Raw genomic sequence first — 17,899 nt, 5'->3', positions numbered from 1 at the left:
CAATACTTATCCCTAACTCAGCAAGGGTTTGAGGAGTGAGACAGGAGTATTGGGGTTCCCCGCTACTGCTGCGCGAACATCCGTACAAAAGTGGCCAGCTAGTTCGGCTAGTCGGTCTGTAGAAGTGTTGCCACTGTAAGCTTCCGTGATTAAAGCAGTAATTTCAGGTCTTCTTGCTACTGCTCTGCGGACATCACTTTCCTTATCCTTCGCAAGGGTTTCGAGGAGTGAGACAGGAGTATTGGGGTTCCCCGCTACTGCTGCGCGAACAGTCCAATACTCATCCTTCGCAAGGGTTTCGAGGGCAGAGACAGGAGTATTGGGGTTCCCCGCTACCGCTTGGCGGACATCACTCTCCTTATCCTCAGCAAGGGTTTCCAAAACAGAAGCAGGAGTATTGGGCTTCCACGCTACTGCTGCGCGAACATCACTCTCCTTATCCTTCGCAAGGGTTTCGAGGGCAGAAGCAGGAGTATTGGGGTTCCGCACTACTGCTTGGCGGACATCACTCTCCTTATCCTCAGCAAGGATTTCCAAAACAGAAGCAGGAGTATTCGGGTTCCGCGCTACTGCTCTGCGAACATCGCTATCCTCATCCTTCGCAAGGGTTTCGAGGAGTGAGACAGGAGTATTGGGGTTCCCCGCTACTACTTCACGAACAGCCCAACTCTCATCCTTCGCAAGGGTTGCGAGGAGTGAGACAGGGGTACTCGGGTTCCCCGCTACTGCTCTGCAGACAGTCCAATCGTTCTCCTTCGCAAGGGTTTCCAAAACAGAAGCAGGAGTATTGGGGTTCCGCGCTACTGCTGCGCGAACATTCGAACTCTCATCCTTCGCAAGGGTTTCGAGGGCAGAGACAGGAGTATTCGGGTTCCCCGCTACTGCTGCGCGAACATCCGTATAAAAGTGGCTAGCTAGCTCTGCTAGTCGGATGGTAGCGGTGTCGTTGCTCTTAGCCTCCTCAATCAACGAAACAATTTCAGGTCTTTCTGCTATTGCTTTACGAACCTCCCAATACCAATCCTCAGCAAGGGTTTCGAGGGCAGAGGCGGGAGTATTGGGGTTCCCCGCTACTGCTGCGCGAACATTCGAACTCTCATCCTTCGCAAGGGTTTCGAGGGCAGAGACAGGAGTATTCGGGTTCCCCGCTACTGCTGCGCGAACATTCGAACTCTCATCCTTCGCAAGGGTTTCGAGGAGTGAGACAGGAGTATTGGGGTTCCCCGCTACTGCTCTGCGAACCTTCCAATACCTATCCTTCGCAAGGGTTTCGAGGGCAGAGACAGGAGTATTGGGGTTCCCCGCTACTGCTCTGCGAACCTCCCAATACCAATCCTCAGCAAGGGTTTCGAGGAGTGAGACAGGAGTATTCGGGTTCCCCGCTACTGCTCTGCGAACCTCCCAATACCAATCCTCAGCAAGGGTTTCGAGGAGTGAGACAGGAGTATTCGGGTTCCCCGCTACTACTGCGCGAACATCCCAACTCTCATCCTTCGCAAGGGTTTCGAGGGCAGAAGCAGGAGTATTGGGGTTCCCCGCTAATGCTACGCGAAGAGGCTGAGCAAGGGTTGCCAAAACAGAAGCAGGAGTATTCGGGTTCCCCGCTACCGCTTGGCGAACATCCGTACAAAAGTGGCTAGCTAGCTCTGCTAGTCGGATGGTAGCGGTGTCGTTGCTCTTAGCCTCCTCAATCAACGAAACAATTTCAGGTCTTTCTGCTACTGCTCTGCGAACATCGTTATCCTCATCCTCAGCAAGGGTTTCGAGGGCAGAGACAGGAGTATTGGGGTTCCCCGCTACTGCTTCACGAACATCCCAACTCTCATCCTTCGCAAGGGTTTCGAGGGCAGAAGCAGGAGTATTGGGGTTCCCCGCTACTGCTTCACGAACATCCCAACTCTCATCCTTCGCAAGGGTTTCGAGGGCAGAAGCAGGAGTATTGGGGTTCCCCGCTAATGCTACGCGAAGAGGCTGAGCAAGGGTTGCCAAAACAGAAGCAGGAGTATTCGGGTTCCCCGCTACCGCTTGGCGAACATCCGTACAAAAGTGGCTAGCTAGCTCTGCTAGTCGGATGGTAGTGGTGTCGTTGCTCTTAGCCTCTTCAATCAACGAAACAATTTCAGGTCTTTCTGCTATTGCTTTACGAACCTTCCAATACCAATCCTCAGCAAGGGTTTCGAGGGCAGAGACAGGAGTATTGGGGTTCCCCGCTACTGCTGCGCGAACATCGCTATCCTCATCCTCAGCAAGGGTTTCGAGGAGTGAGACAGGAGTATTGGGGTTCCCCGCTACTGCTGCGCGAACATCGCTATCCTCATCCTCAGCAAGGGTTTCGAGGGTAGAGACAGGAGTATTGGGGTTCCCCGCTACTACTTCACGAACATCGCTATACTCATCCTTCGCAAGGGTTTCGAGGGCAGAGGCGGGAGTATTGGGGTTCCCCGCTACTGCCGCGCGAACATCCGTACAAAAGTGGCTAGCTAGCTCTGCTAGTCGGATGGTAGCGGTGTCGTTGCTCTTAGCCTCCTCAATCAACGAAACAATTTCAGGTCTTTCTGCTATTGCTCTGCGAACATCGCTATCCTCATCCTTCGCAAGGGTTTCGAGGGCAGAGACAGGAGTATTCGGGTTCCCCGCTACTGCTGCGCGAACATATTTATCCTTATCCTTCGCAAGGGTTGCGAGGAGTTCAGGAAGAATCGTTGTTGCCTTAGCCGCCTGCTGTCTTACTTTTGCGCTTTGACGCTGAACTGCAACTGTTAATGCCCAAGTCGGCGGCTCTGTAAGCTTTAATATTCGTATTAAGGTTTCATCACTGATGCTCTGTAGTTCACTGTCTTGGAGCACAAGGAGTTCCATCCCAGGATTGCGAGCTACTGCCACTGGAAATTCCTCAGCTAGTTTATAGAGGGTCGCTGGAGGGGTCTGGGGATTCATCGCCACTTTACGGCGGACATTGGCCGCTGGATGTTGTGCTAAAGTTGTCAGGAGAGCATGGGATGCACTGAGGTTCTTGGCAAGAGCTTCTGCTAACGGTTTATTGCTTTGAGCTTCCGATAGCCAAGCCTCTAGGACTTCAGCAGGGGTATTGCCATTGGCAGCAACCGCAAGGCGCACTTTTTTATCGGGGTCATTGGCCAACATCCGTAAAATGTTTGGTGAAGTAGTAGCAGACTGCGCTACCTGCCGACGTACACAAGGGTCAGGATGCTGAGCTGCAGTAGTCATCGAATTAACATCAAAATCATCAATATCCATTGCGCGCCACAATTTTTATTTGCGATATTGGTACTAGTCTGTTATTGTAATTCTAGCTTTAGTTGTTAACTATGGTTGAGTTGCTTCCTAATCAGTTGAACGTGTTGAGGGGTTATTGCTCGGCAAGAAATCAACTGAAAGCCCCCGATCGTTTCAACGCTAGCTAGCGCAGCGGCAACAAAAATAAACGGGCAGGGATGCCCTACAAAATAGGCACCTTCTCCTGCCCAAGGGGCTTGATGCTAGCCAACCACAGAAGCCGTGCTGCGACGCCGCCGAATTCCCGTGGTCACCGTGGGGGTGACTTCGATCGGTTGTAGGAGCAGTAGGACTGAGGCATTGCCCTGAAGTTCACGGCGCACCAGTCGCACCAGTTCCCGTTCAATGTGGGCTTTGACCCCTGCCCAATCGATATCGCCGTTGCGGGCATATTCACTCCAGCGATCGCTCAAAGCGGTTTCGACCGTGGCATGTACCCAAGCCTGCCAAGCCTGTGGCTCAATCGCCGTGACCACGCCCCGCAGGTGGACTTCAGGAGTGGCCTTCAGACTGCCATCAGTACCCACCGCCACCGCCACGGTGATAATGCCTTCCTCAGCCAGTTGTTGTCGCTCTTGCAGCACATGGGCTTTGACGATGCCACCGCGATCCAGTAACTCAATGCCAGCAGGCACCTTATCGACGACCCGAATCGAGTCACGGGTAAGTTCCACCACATCGCCGTTGTCAATAATCACCATATTCTCAGGGGGAATGCCCATGCTCTGAGCCGTTTGGGCGTGTTTCACCAGCATGCGGTGCTCGCCATGTACGGGTAAAAAGAACTTGGGCTTCGTCAAGGCCAGCATTAGCTTTTGATCCTCTTGGCAGGCATGACCAGAGACGTGAATGCCCTGTTCGCGACCGTAGATGACTTTGGCGCCTTGCATCATCAGGCGATCGATCATGTTGACCACGGCAATCGTGTTCCCCGGAATGGGGTGAGCTGAGAGAATCACAGTATCGCCGGGGCGAATTTTAATTTTGTTGTGTTCCCCTTTGGAAATCCGCGTCAGGGCAGACAGAGGTTCCCCTTGGGAGCCAGTGGTCAGGTACATCACCTGATGATCGGGGTACTTGTGCATCATGTGCAGTGGCACAAAGAGATCGTCTGGGCAGTGAATGTAGCCCAACTGCCGCGCATGGGCAATGACATTGAGCATCGATCGCCCCAAGACCGAAACCACGCGGCCATATTTTTGAGCCAGCTCTAAAGCCATACTCAGGCGATGTACCGAAGAGGCAAAGGTGGTAAAAATAATCCGCCCCTCTGCTTGGCTAAAGGCACGATCCAAGTTGGGAAACACCGATCGCTCCGAGGGGGTGTGGCCGGGCACTTCCGAATTGGTGGAGTCACTAATGAGACAGAGAACCCCCTTCTCCCCATGCTCCGCCAGCCGCTGAATGTCAAAGCACTCGCCATCAACGGGGGTAAAGTCAAATTTGAAATCCCCGGTGTGGATAATCACGCCAATGGGGGTATGAATCGCCACGGAGAAGCTATCGGCAATGGAATGGGTATTGCGGATATACTCCACAAGGAAGTTTTTGCCCAAACGCACCATCTCCCGCGGCTGTACCGTGCGCAGTTCGGTGCGATCGCCCACCCCTGCCTCTTCCAGCTTCCCTTGGAGCAGTGCCATCGCAAGACGCGGGCCATAGATGACGGGAATATCAAACTGCTTGAGATGAAAGGGGATGCCACCAATGTGATCTTCATGACCATGGGTCACAATCATTCCCTTGATTTTGTCGCGGTTTTGCCGCAGGTACGTCATATCGGGCAGGACGATATTGACCCCGTGCATGCCATCGGTGGGAAAGGCTAACCCTGCGTCCAGCAAAATAATTTCATCTTGGAATTCAAAAACACAGGTGTTCTTACCAATTTCATGCAGCCCACCGAGGGGAATAATTTTCAGGGCAGCAGTTGCAGCGGATTGACTCATAGGTCTCCTTACGATGAAACAACAAAAAAGGTGCAGCTTGGGAAATGCCCAGCGTTGTCTTAAGACTTCAGTAGGCCAAGAGCATCTAAAACAGGCTTCAATTGGTCAATCACAGCGTCACTCGCGGACGTGAGGGGCAGTCGGGGAGCACCCACCGCCCAACCTTGCAGGCTGAGGGCAGCTTTAATCGGAATCGGATTCGTCGTCACAAATAAAACCTTGAACAGGGGCAATAGTTGACAATGAATAGCAGTCGCTGTCGCTGTGTCGCCTTGGATAAAAGCTTGGATCATCTCTTGAATCCGTCGACCAACAAGGTGACTGGCTACACTGACGACACCATAACCACCCACGGCCAGCAATGGCAACGTTAGGGAATCATCCCCAGAGTAAATGCGAAAATGTGGCGGCAGCTGGGCACGAAGGGTGCTGGCTTGGTCAAGGTTGCCACTAGCCTCTTTGATGGCAATAATGTTGGGATATTCAGCAAGGCGGATCACTGTTTCTGGTAGCAGGTTCTGCCCTGTACGGCCGGGGATGTTGTAGAGCATAAGGGGAAAGTCCGGCACTGCCTTGGCGATCGCCTGAAAATGGGCATAGAGTCCTTCTTGGGGGGGTTTGTTGTAGTAGGGTACCACCAAGAGGGCACCATCGAGGCCGAGTTCTGCGGCCTTTGCCGTGGCATGAATGGCTTCACGGGTGGAGTTGGAACCCGTACCTGCAATCACCTTGGCTTTGCCTGCCACAGCCTGCTGCACCGTTTGAAAGAGTTGAAATTCCTCTTCCCAAGTGAGGGTGGGGGACTCGCCCGTGGTGCCACAAACCACAATGCTATCGGAGCCATTGGCCACAAGGTGCTGTGCCAGTTCTGCCGCCACATCGTAGGCGATCGCGCCATCGGCTGTAAATGGCGTAATCATGGCGGTAATCACACGTCCAAAGTCAGTCACAGTCCACCCTCAGCCAAGTCCTGTTGAGTTGCCGAATTGTGACCGCGCGGCTATACACGCGCCGGCGATCGCCCCCACCACCACTCCGACGGCGAATCCCCAACGGTGGGGCAGGGGAGACAACAGACGCCAGTAGCAAATTTGGCTCAAACTCAAGGCAGTGATGGCAGTGATACAGGCAAAGTAGTCAATGAACACCACCTTCCCATCTAAGCCTTCGATGGCGGGGGGGTCAGCGGTTGTGGGAGAGTTGGGCATAGGCACTTAGTTGAGGGCTTGGGCACGCTCGTAGGCCGCTTTTACCGTTTGCATGAGGGTTCCACGCACACCAGCAGCTTCCAGTACTTCGAGACCCGCAATGGTTGTCCCCGCAGGACTGGTGACCGCATCCTTGAGTTGCGCTGGATGCAGCCCGCGCTCATTAAGTAATTGTACTGTGCCTGCTATTGTGCCATAAACGAGTTCCTGTGTCAGCGATCGCGACAAGCCCACCGCCACCCCCGCATCGCACAGTGCCTCCACAATAAGGGCAATAAAGGCAGGCCCTGAGCCAGAAAGTGCAGTGACCGCATCCATTTGCCCTTCACTGACGGCCACCACTTGCCCTAGCACACCTAACAAATTCTTAATTTTTGCGATCTCTGCTTCAGTCGCTGCACTATCGCTAGCAAGGGCAATCACGCCGGCGCCCACTTGGGCTGGTGTATTCGGCATCGCCCGAAAGATCAACCGCTGGGGAAAAAGCCGCCGCAGCCGCCCACTGTTAATCCCTGCCATGATGGAAAGGGCAACGCCAGTGCCCTGAGCTACCGGCGTATCCGCCAGTTCTGACTCAATATCGGCAAAGACCTGTGGCTTGACCGCCAGTAGGAGCGTTTCGGCGGTAGCGACCTCTAGGTTCGTTGTCACCCTAACCCCATAGGTGTGGGCTAGATACTGCTGCCGCTGGGGCGATCGCGCCGATACCCACACCTGCTCTGGCAATAGACCATCTGCCAGCAACCGCGAAAGCATTGCTTCCGCCATGCGGCCACAGCCAATGATCCCCAGGGCAGGCACCCTAGGCACTGCGCTGTTGTTGGGCATCCATTCCCCAAGCTGGTGATGGGGCAACCGGTGTTGCGGCTGGGCGCACTCCCCCCACTTGCGTACTCACTTGGACACAGCTTGGCGTAAAGAGGAAAATACTCTCGCCAATACGCTCTTGGTGGCCATCAATCGTGAACGTGGCACCGGCAACAAAATCCACTGAGCGTTGGGCTTGCTCTGGCTCCATCAAGGTCAGATTTAGCACCACAGACTTCCGCTCTTTAAGAGCCTTGATCACCTCAGGCATTTCACTAAAACTACGGGGCTGCATCACCAAAACTTCCGCCACTGCCCCCCACCAACGACCGGCATTGGGCATCCCAATCACATTCGAAGGAGCTGATCCCGTCGGCACTGAGCCAGTGGCAACTGAGGGAGACGGACTGGCGTCACAGTCGTGACTCAGGGTTGGCCGCGATGCGGGCAGCGATTCCACGTCGGATTCCGTGGTTAGTGTTCGTGCCGTTCTTTGAGGGTATTCCTCATCGTAGATGTCAGTCTCTGGGGTTAGGCCCATGAGGTCACGGAGTTTGCCCAACATAACGACTCACTATTGCTCCCAATAAATGTATGAGTTGTAAGAATTTTCTGACATGCCGTAGCTGAGTCACCGCGACAGGTCAGAGGGATAAAAACCAAATGAATATGTTTCATGTCTTAACAATCCTAGTTTCGTGGCTAAAAGGGAACCTATGCACAAACGGCCACGAGAGTTGAGTTAAAACAGGAAGGTTCAACTGGCCATTTTACAGGAAACCGAGACAAAAAGATGAGGTTGGCCTTAAGTGTCTCGCTTTTGCCTTGGGTTTGTCAAGGGTAATGATGCCTTATGTTGGTCTGGCTATGGGAATGCGAAACCAAAAAGTAGCCCCCTGCGGGTGGTTGTCTTCAACCCCTATCTCACCACCATGGGCCGTAATAATTTGCCGACACAGGTATAGCCCTAAACCAATACCGGTGCGATGGTGACTTTCCCTGCCACGGTAATACAGATCAAAGAGGCGCGATCGCTGGTCAGAGCCAATACCGACCCCATTATCCTGAACGGTGCAGTAAGCCATGTCCTCCTGAACCTCTGCTGTGAGGGTGATTGTTAGGCCGGGGCGATTGTGTTTCAGGGCATTGCTAATCAAATTCTCATAGACTCGCCGCAGTTGCATAGGATCAACAGGCACAAGGGGCAACGTGGGGGGGATATCAAGTTTCACGGTGGCTTTATTTTTCTGGAGCAGCGGTTGTAGCTCCGCCACGATCGCCTTGACAAGCGTGGCTAAGGATGTGGGTGCGATCGCCAAAGAGAGGGAAGGTTGCTGATCCACGTGAATATGCAGCAGTGTTTCAATCAGATGTAGTTGCCGCTGCTGGCTATGCTGAATACAGGTCAAGGTGCTGCGGGGCACAGGAATCGTGTCGCTGGTGTTGTTCTGCAAGAGATGGTTAATCACCATCAGGGTACCTAGGACAGGGGTGCGTAAATCATGGGATACGGCGTGCAAAAAGACATCCTTGAGGTGGTTGAGTTCCTCTAGTTCACGCATTTTTTGCTGCAACTGCTCGGTACGCTCGGCCACCTGCTGTTCCAAGTTGGCATTTAAGGCCGCCAGTTGTTGATAAAGTTCTGCTTGTTGCAGGGCGATCGCCACCTGAGTCGCCAACTGCTCCAAAAAAGCGCGCTCGTAGGGCTGCCACTCTCGCGGGCGGTCACATTGGTGGACTCCCAGTAAAAAGCACAGGCCTTGGGGCTGATGTTGGATCGGAATCAGCAGACAAGACTGGATATGGTGCGCTGCATACACCTGTCGCAGATGGGGATCAAGCATTTCCCGCTCGCAGGAGAGTGTGGCCGGTGTGGTCAGCAGCCGTGAACGGTAATGCACGTTTTGCAGGAGAACCTCAAGATTCGTGTGCCATTGGGGCGCCATCGCCGCCGCCACCACTTGAATCTCCTCTGTCCTCGGATCAAAAGAGACAATAAACACGCGATCGCTGAGGAGATAGCGGCGCACTTCCACCACTGTGGTATTGAGAATCTCTGGCAGTTCCAGCGTTTGGCGAATGCGGAGGGCAATTTCCGCCAGCAGTTGTTGCCGTTGGGCAGCCAATTGTACGTTCTGTTCAGCGGTTTTGCGTTGGGTAATATCCCGTATTCCCACCACCCTCGCCCAGCGCCCCCGATAGAGAATGGATTTTCCCTGAACCTCAACAATCAGTGCTTCACCACTTTTGGTGCGAGCAAGGGCTTCAAAGGGAATATCAATGGGCTGCTGAATTCGCTCTAAAATCAGCGATCGCGACTCTGGATGGGTCAGCAACAACACCGACTGCCCCACTAGTTCTGAAGCCGTATAGCCAAACAGCCGTTCAGTTGCGGCGTTGACATCAAGAATTGTCCCCTGCTCATGGATGACTACTGCCTCAGAGGTGGCTTGAAAGAAGGTGGCTAAGCGGGCTTCGCTTTCCTCTAGTGCTCTGAGGGCGCGGTGGCGATCGCGACTTTCCACCACCAAGGACACCAGATCCGCTAGGGAAGCGGCAAACTGCTCTTCAGCAATGGTCCACTGGCGGGGTGAACCAATGTGTTCGTGGCAGAGGATGCCAATCATGCTCCCTTCAACCCAAATCGGCACATCCAACAGCGAGGTAATGCCAAGAGGTTCTAAATAGGTCTTGCGAAACTCCCGCGTGCGGGGATCGTGCCAAGCGTCATGGGCAGTAATGGTGCGCTCCTGTTCGAGGGCAGCAAAATAGTCGGGGTAATGACTAGCGGTGAGGGTCATCCCCACCGTAAAGGCTTGGGGCGACTGCTGAAACAACTGCACACATTGAATTTGCTGGCGATCGCCCGCATAAAACCACAGACTCACCCGTGCCACATTGAGACTGCGGGCACTCGTCCAGAGAATGTCCTGCAAAATCTCCTCAAAGTTTGCTCCGTGGAACGGCTGCCGCCGCGCCAGTTCTACCAAAATGCGGTTGAGACTTTGCAGTTGTTCAATCACGGGGGTCATCAAGAGGCGGCAGCGTCAGGGATAAATTCCAGTGCCGCTGAGTTAATGCAATAGCGCAGTCCCGTGGGTGGCGGGCCATCCTCAAAGACATGGCCAAGGTGGGCATCACAGACATTACAGAGAACCTCCGTGCGCACCATGCCATGGGACAGATCCCGCTCCATGCGGATATTTTTGGGGTCAAGGGGTTGCCAAAAACTCGGCCAGCCACTGCCAGAGTCATACTTGGTCTCAGAGCGAAAGAGCGGCGTGCCACAGCAGACACAGCGATAGAGTCCGGGCTTTTTGTTGTTCCAGTAGCAGCCCGTGAAGGCACGCTCCGTTCCTTTCTTGCGGGTGACATAGTACTGCTCAGGGGTAAGTTGAGCTTGCCATTCCGCATCTGTTTTTACAACCTTAGCCATGCTTGCCTCAGAAATAGACAGTGATCCTACTCCTCAGCATAATCAGGCAGACAGGGAAGTTCCAGTCTTTTTGCCAAAGGTTCCCTGCCAAGGGGAAAATGTAAGGGCAATCTTGACCTTGTTTGGTTATGCCCGTTTCGCTGCCCCTTACTTTTGATTTGTCCTCTGAGTCCGAGTTTTATACTCAGGTCAGCGCTGGAATGCAGGCAGCACAGCAGGCCAATTGTCAGTTCCTGAGTTTAGGCATCTCCTTACCCACCGTTGATCCCCTGATCCTATTGGCTGGGCTGATGCAAGTCAGTGGCGAAAGTGAGCATTTTTACCTTGAGCAAGCGGGGGAGATTGTTGCTGCCTGTGGTGCGGTGGCGACCCGCAGTGTTCAGGGACATCAACGGTTTGTGGAACTCCAGCGTTTTAGTGAACAAACTCTCAGCCGCGTGTGGGCGATCGCTCCAGCCGAACCGCGCCTGTTCTGTCAATTTAGTTTTTGGGATCACCTAGGCTCTAACTGGGGGTTCTTACCCCGCTGGCAGGTGATTCAGCGTCTGGATCAGGTTTGGCTCACCCTCAGTTGTGCCCTAGAGACCAGTACACCCCATCGCCTCTGGCAAGACTGGCAACTAGTGCAGCGGGCACTGACCCACATTCTGGCTGAGCCGCCCCCCTGTCCAGCGCCCTCGGCGATCGCTCTTCCGCCTCTAACTGAGCAATACGGGCAATTTATTACCAGTGTCCAGCAGGCTCTCAAGCTCCTTGAGGAGGGAGACCTCGAAAAATTGGTTTTGGCCGCTGCCCTCACCCTAGAGCAGCCTCAGGGGTTCAACTGGCTGGGAACGTTGCAAAACCTGCGTCAGCAGTACGCCAATTGCTACATCTTCAGTGTTGGCCAAGAGCGGCAGCAGGTCTTTTTGGGGGCGAGTCCCGAACGCTTGGTCAAAATTGCCGATGGCGTTCTCTGTGCCGATGCTTTGGCGGGTTCCCGTCCCCGCGGGCAAACCCAACAGGAGGATCAAAGCCTGCGCAATGGCCTTTACCACAGCCCCAAGGAGCGCTACGAGCATCAGGTCATTGTTGAATTTCTCTGCCAAACCCTCCAACAGTTGGGCATGACCTGTGAGGTGCCGACCAAACCACGTATCCTTGAGCTAAGTCATATCCAACATCTGCAAACGCTGATTCAGGCCCCGCTGCCGCAACCCATTCATATTCTCCAAGGGGTGGCGGCCTTACATCCGACGCCAGCAGTGGCAGGGTATCCTGCTTCACGGGCACAGGACTGGCTGCGGCAACTGGAACCCTTTGATCGCAGTGGTTATGCTGCCCCCCTTGGTTGGGTGACACCCAGCGGAGAAGGGGAATTCATTGTCGGAATTCGCTCTGCCCACCTTCAGGGCAACTCTGCCCATCTTTTTGCTGGGGCGGGGATTGTCAAAGGCTCTCACCCGGAACGGGAATGGCAGGAAATCCTGTGGAAATTTCAGACGATGATCTCGGCTTTGGCTTAGCGCAGGGGGGGCTGTTTTTTGCTCATCGTCAGCATCGGCAAGGGCTGGGAGGATTGGGGCGGCAGCGCATACTGGGGCACTTTCTCAGGGAGAGGACGTTCGGGCGATCGCTGGAGCAGGCGATAGAGCAGCGCGCTGCCCATCAAACCTAGACCCAATAGCAGCAGACCGTTGTAGCCCCCCAAGCCACCAATGGTCGAATCCACCCCTCCCATTAGCAGAAGGAAGGCGGAGATGGGTTCTTTACGGTAGGCTTTGCGCAGAAAGCGAGGATAAATCATAGGCGATCGCTGGGTACTCACCATACCATTAGAAGAATACGAGAATGCTCATGACTTGGCGTTAAATAGGCTACATTCTAGCAACCGTACGCCAAACATCTTTCAGGAACAGCTCCATCAGGCGACTTACTTCTATCCTGACAGATCCAAAGGGCAATTGGCATTGAGGAAAAAAGGGGGCGATCGCCCCCCAACTGATCTTCCTAGTAGGTTTCCACGTGCCAACGGCCTTCTTTTTTGAGCGTGCCCTTGAGGAACTCTTGCCAGTCGGCACCATTTTTGGCTGCCACTGCTGCCATTGCTTCATCAATACCCGACTCCATGCCCTTCAGACCACACATATAGACATGGGTGTTTTTCTTCTGCAGGAGTTGCCAGATCTCATCCGCATGCTCAGCAATGCGACCTTGGATGTACATCTTGCCGCCGTCGGGGGTTTTCTGCTCACGGCTAATGGCATAGGTGAGGCGGAACTGATCGGGATACTTCGCCTGCAGTTCTTCTAACTCATCCTTATAGAGGATATTCGCGGTATAGGCAACGCCAAAGAAGAGCCATGCCAGACCCTTGAATTGATAGTCTGGATTATTTTCTTTGAACATGCGCCACAAAAAGGCACGGAAGGGAGCAATCCCCGTTCCTGTTGCCAACATAATGATCGTTGCTTCTGGATCATCGGGCAGGAGCATTTCTTTACCGACAGGCCCAGTGATTTTCACTTCATCGCCAGGTTGCAGTTGGTTCAGGTAAGAAGAACAGACCCCATAGATGGTTTCGCCGGTTTCTTTGTCTTTGTACTCTAGACGGCGCACACACAGGGAGACGGTTTTGTCATCTTGAAAGTCGCCGTGGCGGGTCGAGGCAATCGAGTAGAGGCGCAGCTTGTGGGGTTTGCCGTTGGCGTCAGTACCCGCAGGAATAATGCCAATACTTTGGCCTTCGAGATAGCGCAACTCAGTACTAGAGATGTCAAAGATGATGTGCTTGACGGTTCCCTCGCCCCCTTCGCGCACCAACTCTTCATTGGAAATGACCTTACCAACGCAGGGATTATTGGGACGATAGATATTGACGGGAATATCAACTTTCTTTTCTTTAACTGGGGCAGCACTATTATTGGATACGGGTTCCGTGGTGGCAGCCGTACCATCGAGGGGTTGAATGCTCACAATTTTGCCCCCCCAGCGGGTAATCTGCTGCATAAACTGATTCATGCGGTCATAGGGAACGTTGAAAAATTGACTGCCACTGTTGCGGATGGCATAGTCGGTTTTATCGGTTTCGGCATTTTGTCGCAGTCCCACCACTTCATAGCGAAACATCCGACTGCCAGAATTCGTCGCATTGTACATGGGCTACACGATCTCCAAAAATTTACTCAGCTTTACATTCTGCAACACAACGTCCCAACCGCGATCAACTATCACGTTTTGGCTACGGGATTGCCGTGCTTTGGCCACCCACATTATATCTAGCAGAGGCAGCTACAGGGGCTTTCCCTAGGGGTAGGGCTGAATTTCTTGGCTGGAAGAGACAGGCGCACTCATCCAAGCATAGGTTTGTAACACATAGCGATCGCGCCCTGAGCGTTTGGCCTCGTACAAGGCAGCATCAGCAGTCGCTAGCAGCTCTGCCATTGGGCAGTCCCTAAGGGTGGCGCTCACGGTGCAAATGCCGGCACTGACGGTGAGGTAGGGTTGCACTGGTGAACTGGCATGGGGAATCCCTAGGCTGCGAATGTAGTTAAAAATCCGCTCTAAAACGCAAATGGCAACGTCATGGTGGGTGTGGCGCAACAGGAGAATAAACTCTTCACCGCCATAGCGAGCCACGAGATCAGCTTCCCGCACTTGGGATTTAATGGCATGGGCAACCCGTTGCAGGGCGCGATCGCCCGCCAGATGGCCGTAGGTGTCGTTGTAGCGCTTGAAGTGATCAATATCCAGCAGAGCAATGGCAAAGGGAAGATGGGTGGTGGCCGATTCCCGCCAAGCCGACCGCAGACCGTCTTCAAAGGCACGCCGATTCGCCAATTTGGTCAGGCTGTCCTGCTGGGAGACCCCTTGGAGATGGCGATTTTCCGCCTCTAGCTGTTTTTGCCGCTGCTGTAGCTCCACAATTAGAGCTGTTTGCCGAGCCATTTGCTCTTGCAAGCGCTGAAACTGCTGCCGTTGGACGATGAACTGTCGCAGAAAACGGGGCTGGCGAAACAGGCGCAGGAGAATCAAGGGGGGCTGGCAACGGTGGATACCCACGGCTTCCACTTCGATTTTTTGTCCTTGGGGACCTCGAAGAGTGCCGGGCACCATTTGCGTCGCCTGTTGCCAGAGGGGCAGCCATTTATTGAGTTTCTCTGGGGGGGTGGCGACCAGTTCCCGAAGGTTGCAATTGAGCACACTGCTGCCAAAAAATTCACGGCCACTGGGGTTAATGGCCACAATGTTGCCTTGGACATTCATGACCAGCGTTGGCTCTGGCAACAGATCGATCCATGCGCCAATATCGAGTGTAAAGTCGCTCATCTTAACCCCGCCGGAATGTAAGGACTTGACTGGCTTAGACTGACTCAATGCGATAGTATTCTCGCCCCTTGGCCGCTGAGGCCGCAGCAGTAGGTTGGGTATAGATCACCACGTGGCACCCTTGATCCCCATTGGCGATCGCCTTTTCAATACAGACCTTGGCATAGCCCAAATGGTGCGCCACAATCACGCCAAACACATTTGAGGTCATCATGCACAACGAGGGATGACCCACCACACCATTGCCAAGGGGGCAACGCTGATTCCCTAAGATAATACGTTCCTCATCCTGCTCAATCAGGAAAAATCCCCCTTCAATGCGATTTTTGAGATCCACAAGAATTTGGGCAATCGTCTTGGCATCAAGGGGGCGATCGCCAAGGGCTTGAGTGTAGAGAGCGTTGATTTGATTGCCCATTTGCTGCCCTACAAGGGCAATAAACCCAGAGGCATCATCGAGACCCACGACATCTTCTAGCGTCTCCGCTACCAACCCCAGCAAACTTTGCAGAAAGCTCGAGGACTGTAGGCTGATTTGCAGATTCCCTATCTCTATGGGAGTCTCAACAGGGGACGGTTCAGTGGCTGTCATGGGTAATGTCCTCAGGGAACCGCGGTTAAGCGACCCTCGCTATATGAGTGTATAGTAAATAATATCGAGAAAAGCAACTAGAATTTATCAAGAATTCTTTATACTTTTTTGATTTTTTAATCAGAAGCTACTCCTCGCCTCAAGGGGTGCGCTTACTCGGCATTTTGCGATCGCTGGGCTTGATAGGCTTGCCAACTCTCGATCACACGACCAAAATTGGTGCGAAACTCTCGCCAGCCGAGCCAACTTCCCTGCTCGTGCTCATCCCAAGACGCAGAAAGAATGCCATAGCTCAGTCCCAGCGCCCCAAGGCCAAACAGGCCTAAGCTAACGATAACCACTGCCACATTGGGCAACTTGAACCAGCCCTCGTGGACGACCAAATAGCTCAGGGGAAACGTCATCAATCCCAAAAGCGTGGGGGTACCGCAGCAGATTGCCATCCGGGTAACCATGCGTTGGCTGACAATTTCTGGAATGCCTGGACTTTTTTTGGCTGGCTTGGCTGGGGATTTTGGGGCATTAGAACGGACGGCTGCGGCAGCAGGAGCTTTGGCAGGCTTGGTTGCTCCTTTTTTCTTTTTAGGCTCAAAAGGCAGATCCGACCGTTTTGCCATTGTCTTTAACCCCGAATTCCTAAACGTTCAATGAGTTGGCGATAGCGCTGGGCATCGTGGCGATGGATATAGGCCAGTAGCCGCTTGCGACGGCCAATAATTTTCAGCAGTCCTCGGCGAGAGGCGTGATCTTTTTTATTCGCCTTGAGATGCTCAGAAAGCTGCTTGATCCGCTCTGTGAGGATGGCAACTTGGACATCCGCAGAGCCAGTATCGGTACCGTGAATCTGGTAGGTGTTGATGATTTCTTGTTTAACGTCGTGTTGCAGGGCCATGGTCATCAGTTATGAATAGCGCGATCTATTATCATACTCCGATCTTTTGAAATAATAAACTCTCCTGAGCGCGACTATTCTGCCTGTTGGCTGCCACTGCGTCGCCCTAAGAATTACTGACATTGGTGCTGTTTTCCTCAAGGGGGGCGATCGTCAGCAGTTCCTTAAGGGGTTTTTCACTATCGGAGATGGGGGACTTGGCCGTTGTCAGTTCTGTATCAATGGCAAAGGTGGCAAATTGGGTGAGAATTTCACGGCAGAAGACCTCGGCTGCCCGCGATCGGTAGCGATTGGGATTGGTAATCAGTGACAGGGTGCGTTTCACCACCACATTTTCGATACCTATCCGCCGCAGGCTCCCCAGTTGTAACTCCTTCTCAATGGCGGAAATGGAGACAAAGGCAGCCCCCAAGCCCGACTGCACGGCGTTTTTAATCGCCTCAATGGAATTCAGCTCCATCTCCACCTTCAGGCGGCGGGGGTCAATGTTGGCGCGCTGCAGCACCTGATCAATCACCTTGCGAATGGTGGATTGGGCATCGAGGGCAATAAAGCCCAGCTTGTACAAGTCTTCTTTGGTGAGGGTTTCGGCACTAGCCAAGGGATGATCCACGGGTAAGACCAGTGCCAGTTCATCCTCCGCATAGGGGGTGATGGTAATTTGCTCACTCAGTTCTGAGGGGACTTCCCCGCCAATAATCGCCAGATCAATTTGACCGTTGACCAAACTCCAGCAGGTGCGGCGGGTGGAATGCACATGGAGTTGAACAGCGACTTCGGGATATTTGCTGCGAAACAGGCCAATCATGCGGGGCATCAGGTAGGTGCCGGTGGTTTGGCTGGCTCCAATGATCAATGTCCCCCCCTGCAATTTTTGTAGGTCTTCGATGGCACGGCAGGCTTCATGGCACAGGGAGAGAATTTGATCGCCGTAGGCCAGTAGGAGTTGTCCGGCTTCGGTGAGTTGGGCGCGGCGTCCCCCGCGATCAAAGAGGGGAACATCCAGTTGGCGTTCAAGGTTTTGCACCTGTAAACTCACTGCGGGTTGGGAGACGTAAAGGCTGTCAGCGGCTCGCTTAAAGCTTCCTTCGAGGGCGATCGCCTTCAGGATTCGCAATTGATCAAGGGAAAAGGGCAGTTCGGACATAGGCATTGAGGCCATAGGCGTGCCACTAAGAGGCGTTTTTCTGAACTTATCAGGAATCATGCCCAATTGATATCTATCCCCGCACAAGAAAGCTGAGTTTGGCTTGCCAGTGACGCAAAATAGCACATCTGAAACCTATTGTAAGGGTTCAGTTTCCCCCGCGCGATCGCTGACTTTTGTTACATGTTGTTACATTATTGCGCTGGGGAGCGAGCGATCGCCATCTAGCACCAAGAGAACAGTTGCCTCTATTGGCTGCTTCT

General features: G+C 53.5%; 16 protein-coding genes. 1 reads left to right on the top strand and 15 read right to left on the bottom strand.

The features are described 5' to 3' along the window. Positions 1–12: 12 nt before the first annotated feature. The 8 genes from M0646_RS02330 to msrB form a co-directional block, all read right to left on the bottom strand. Positions 13–3,144 carry a hypothetical protein gene (locus M0646_RS02330; RefSeq protein ID WP_286649829.1) on the bottom strand — a complete coding sequence of 1,044 codons (3,132 nt, stop codon included), beginning with the start codon at positions 3,142–3,144 and terminating at the stop codon, positions 13–15. Positions 3,145–3,500: 356 nt separating this feature from the next. Then, positions 3,501–5,246 (bottom strand): ribonuclease J, encoded by a 1,746-nt coding sequence (locus tag M0646_RS02325; protein WP_286649828.1) that lies wholly within the window; start codon positions 5,244–5,246, stop codon positions 3,501–3,503. 59 nt (positions 5,247–5,305) lie between these two features. Further along, positions 5,306–6,196, bottom strand: a complete 891-nt coding sequence (gene dapA / locus M0646_RS02320; RefSeq protein ID WP_286626426.1) for a 4-hydroxy-tetrahydrodipicolinate synthase — start codon at positions 6,194–6,196, stop codon at positions 5,306–5,308. A gap of 9 nt (positions 6,197–6,205) precedes the next feature. Beyond that, positions 6,206–6,454 (bottom strand): hypothetical protein, encoded by a 249-nt coding sequence (locus M0646_RS02315; RefSeq protein WP_286626425.1) that lies wholly within the window; start codon positions 6,452–6,454, stop codon positions 6,206–6,208. A gap of 6 nt (positions 6,455–6,460) precedes the next feature. After that, a complete protein-coding gene (gene proC, locus M0646_RS02310; RefSeq protein ID WP_286626424.1) occupies positions 6,461–7,282 on the bottom strand; it encodes a pyrroline-5-carboxylate reductase in 822 nt (273 codons plus the stop codon). Next, positions 7,257–7,826: a cell division protein SepF gene (locus tag M0646_RS02305; RefSeq protein WP_286626422.1), complete on the bottom strand. Its 570-nt coding sequence runs from the start codon at positions 7,824–7,826 to the stop codon at positions 7,257–7,259. The genes proC and M0646_RS02305 overlap by 26 nt, the downstream gene beginning before the upstream one ends. Positions 7,827–8,112: 286 nt before the next feature. Next, complete coding sequence (locus tag M0646_RS02300; protein ID WP_286626420.1) at positions 8,113–10,293, bottom strand: GAF domain-containing protein; 2,181 nt, start codon at positions 10,291–10,293, stop codon at positions 8,113–8,115. Continuing rightward, on the bottom strand, positions 10,293–10,697 hold the full coding sequence (msrB, locus tag M0646_RS02295) for a peptide-methionine (R)-S-oxide reductase MsrB (RefSeq protein ID WP_149817785.1): 405 nt from the start codon (positions 10,695–10,697) through the stop codon (positions 10,293–10,295). Before msrB ends, M0646_RS02300 begins: the two co-directional genes overlap by 1 nt. 158 nt (positions 10,698–10,855) lie before the next feature. Here msrB and M0646_RS02290 point away from each other — a divergent pair, with 158 nt between their 5' ends. Continuing rightward, positions 10,856–12,202, top strand: coding sequence for an isochorismate synthase MenF (locus M0646_RS02290; RefSeq protein WP_286626419.1), 1,347 nt, complete (start codon positions 10,856–10,858; stop codon positions 12,200–12,202). On the opposite strand, the gene M0646_RS02285 is transcribed toward M0646_RS02290, so the two are convergent. From M0646_RS02285 to M0646_RS02255, 7 genes are all read right to left on the bottom strand, one after another. Then, complete coding sequence (locus tag M0646_RS02285) at positions 12,199–12,507, bottom strand: hypothetical protein (protein WP_226971987.1); 309 nt, start codon at positions 12,505–12,507, stop codon at positions 12,199–12,201. The genes M0646_RS02290 and M0646_RS02285 overlap by 4 nt on opposite strands. A 179-nt stretch (positions 12,508–12,686) precedes the next feature. Then, positions 12,687–13,835 carry a ferredoxin--NADP reductase gene (gene petH, locus M0646_RS02280; protein WP_149817780.1) on the bottom strand — a complete coding sequence of 383 codons (1,149 nt, stop codon included), beginning with the start codon at positions 13,833–13,835 and terminating at the stop codon, positions 12,687–12,689. Positions 13,836–13,982: 147 nt separating this feature from the next. Beyond that, on the bottom strand, positions 13,983–15,005 hold the full coding sequence (locus M0646_RS02275) for a diguanylate cyclase domain-containing protein (protein ID WP_149817778.1): 1,023 nt from the start codon (positions 15,003–15,005) through the stop codon (positions 13,983–13,985). 34 nt (positions 15,006–15,039) lie between these two features. Further along, positions 15,040–15,597: a methanogen output domain 1-containing protein gene (locus M0646_RS02270; protein ID WP_286649827.1), complete on the bottom strand. Its 558-nt coding sequence runs from the start codon at positions 15,595–15,597 to the stop codon at positions 15,040–15,042. 152 nt (positions 15,598–15,749) lie between these two features. Then, positions 15,750–16,214 carry a PAM68 family protein gene (locus M0646_RS02265; protein WP_286649826.1) on the bottom strand — a complete coding sequence of 155 codons (465 nt, stop codon included), beginning with the start codon at positions 16,212–16,214 and terminating at the stop codon, positions 15,750–15,752. 5 nt (positions 16,215–16,219) lie between these two features. After that, entirely contained in the window at positions 16,220–16,489 is a 270-nt protein-coding gene (gene rpsO / locus M0646_RS02260; protein WP_149821602.1) for a 30S ribosomal protein S15, read from the bottom strand. Positions 16,490–16,595: 106 nt separating this feature from the next. Further along, positions 16,596–17,636, bottom strand: coding sequence for a LysR family transcriptional regulator (locus M0646_RS02255; protein WP_149817772.1), 1,041 nt, complete (start codon positions 17,634–17,636; stop codon positions 16,596–16,598). Between the last annotated feature and the right edge of the window lie 263 nt (positions 17,637–17,899).

The sequence above is a fragment of the Thermosynechococcus sp. B3 genome (assembly GCF_030323045.1).
In the GTDB taxonomy this organism is placed as follows: Bacteria; Cyanobacteriota; Cyanobacteriia; order Thermosynechococcales; family Thermosynechococcaceae; genus Thermosynechococcus.
Note: the sequence above shows the minus strand (reverse complement) of the source record. Positions and strands in the feature narration are given on the sequence as shown.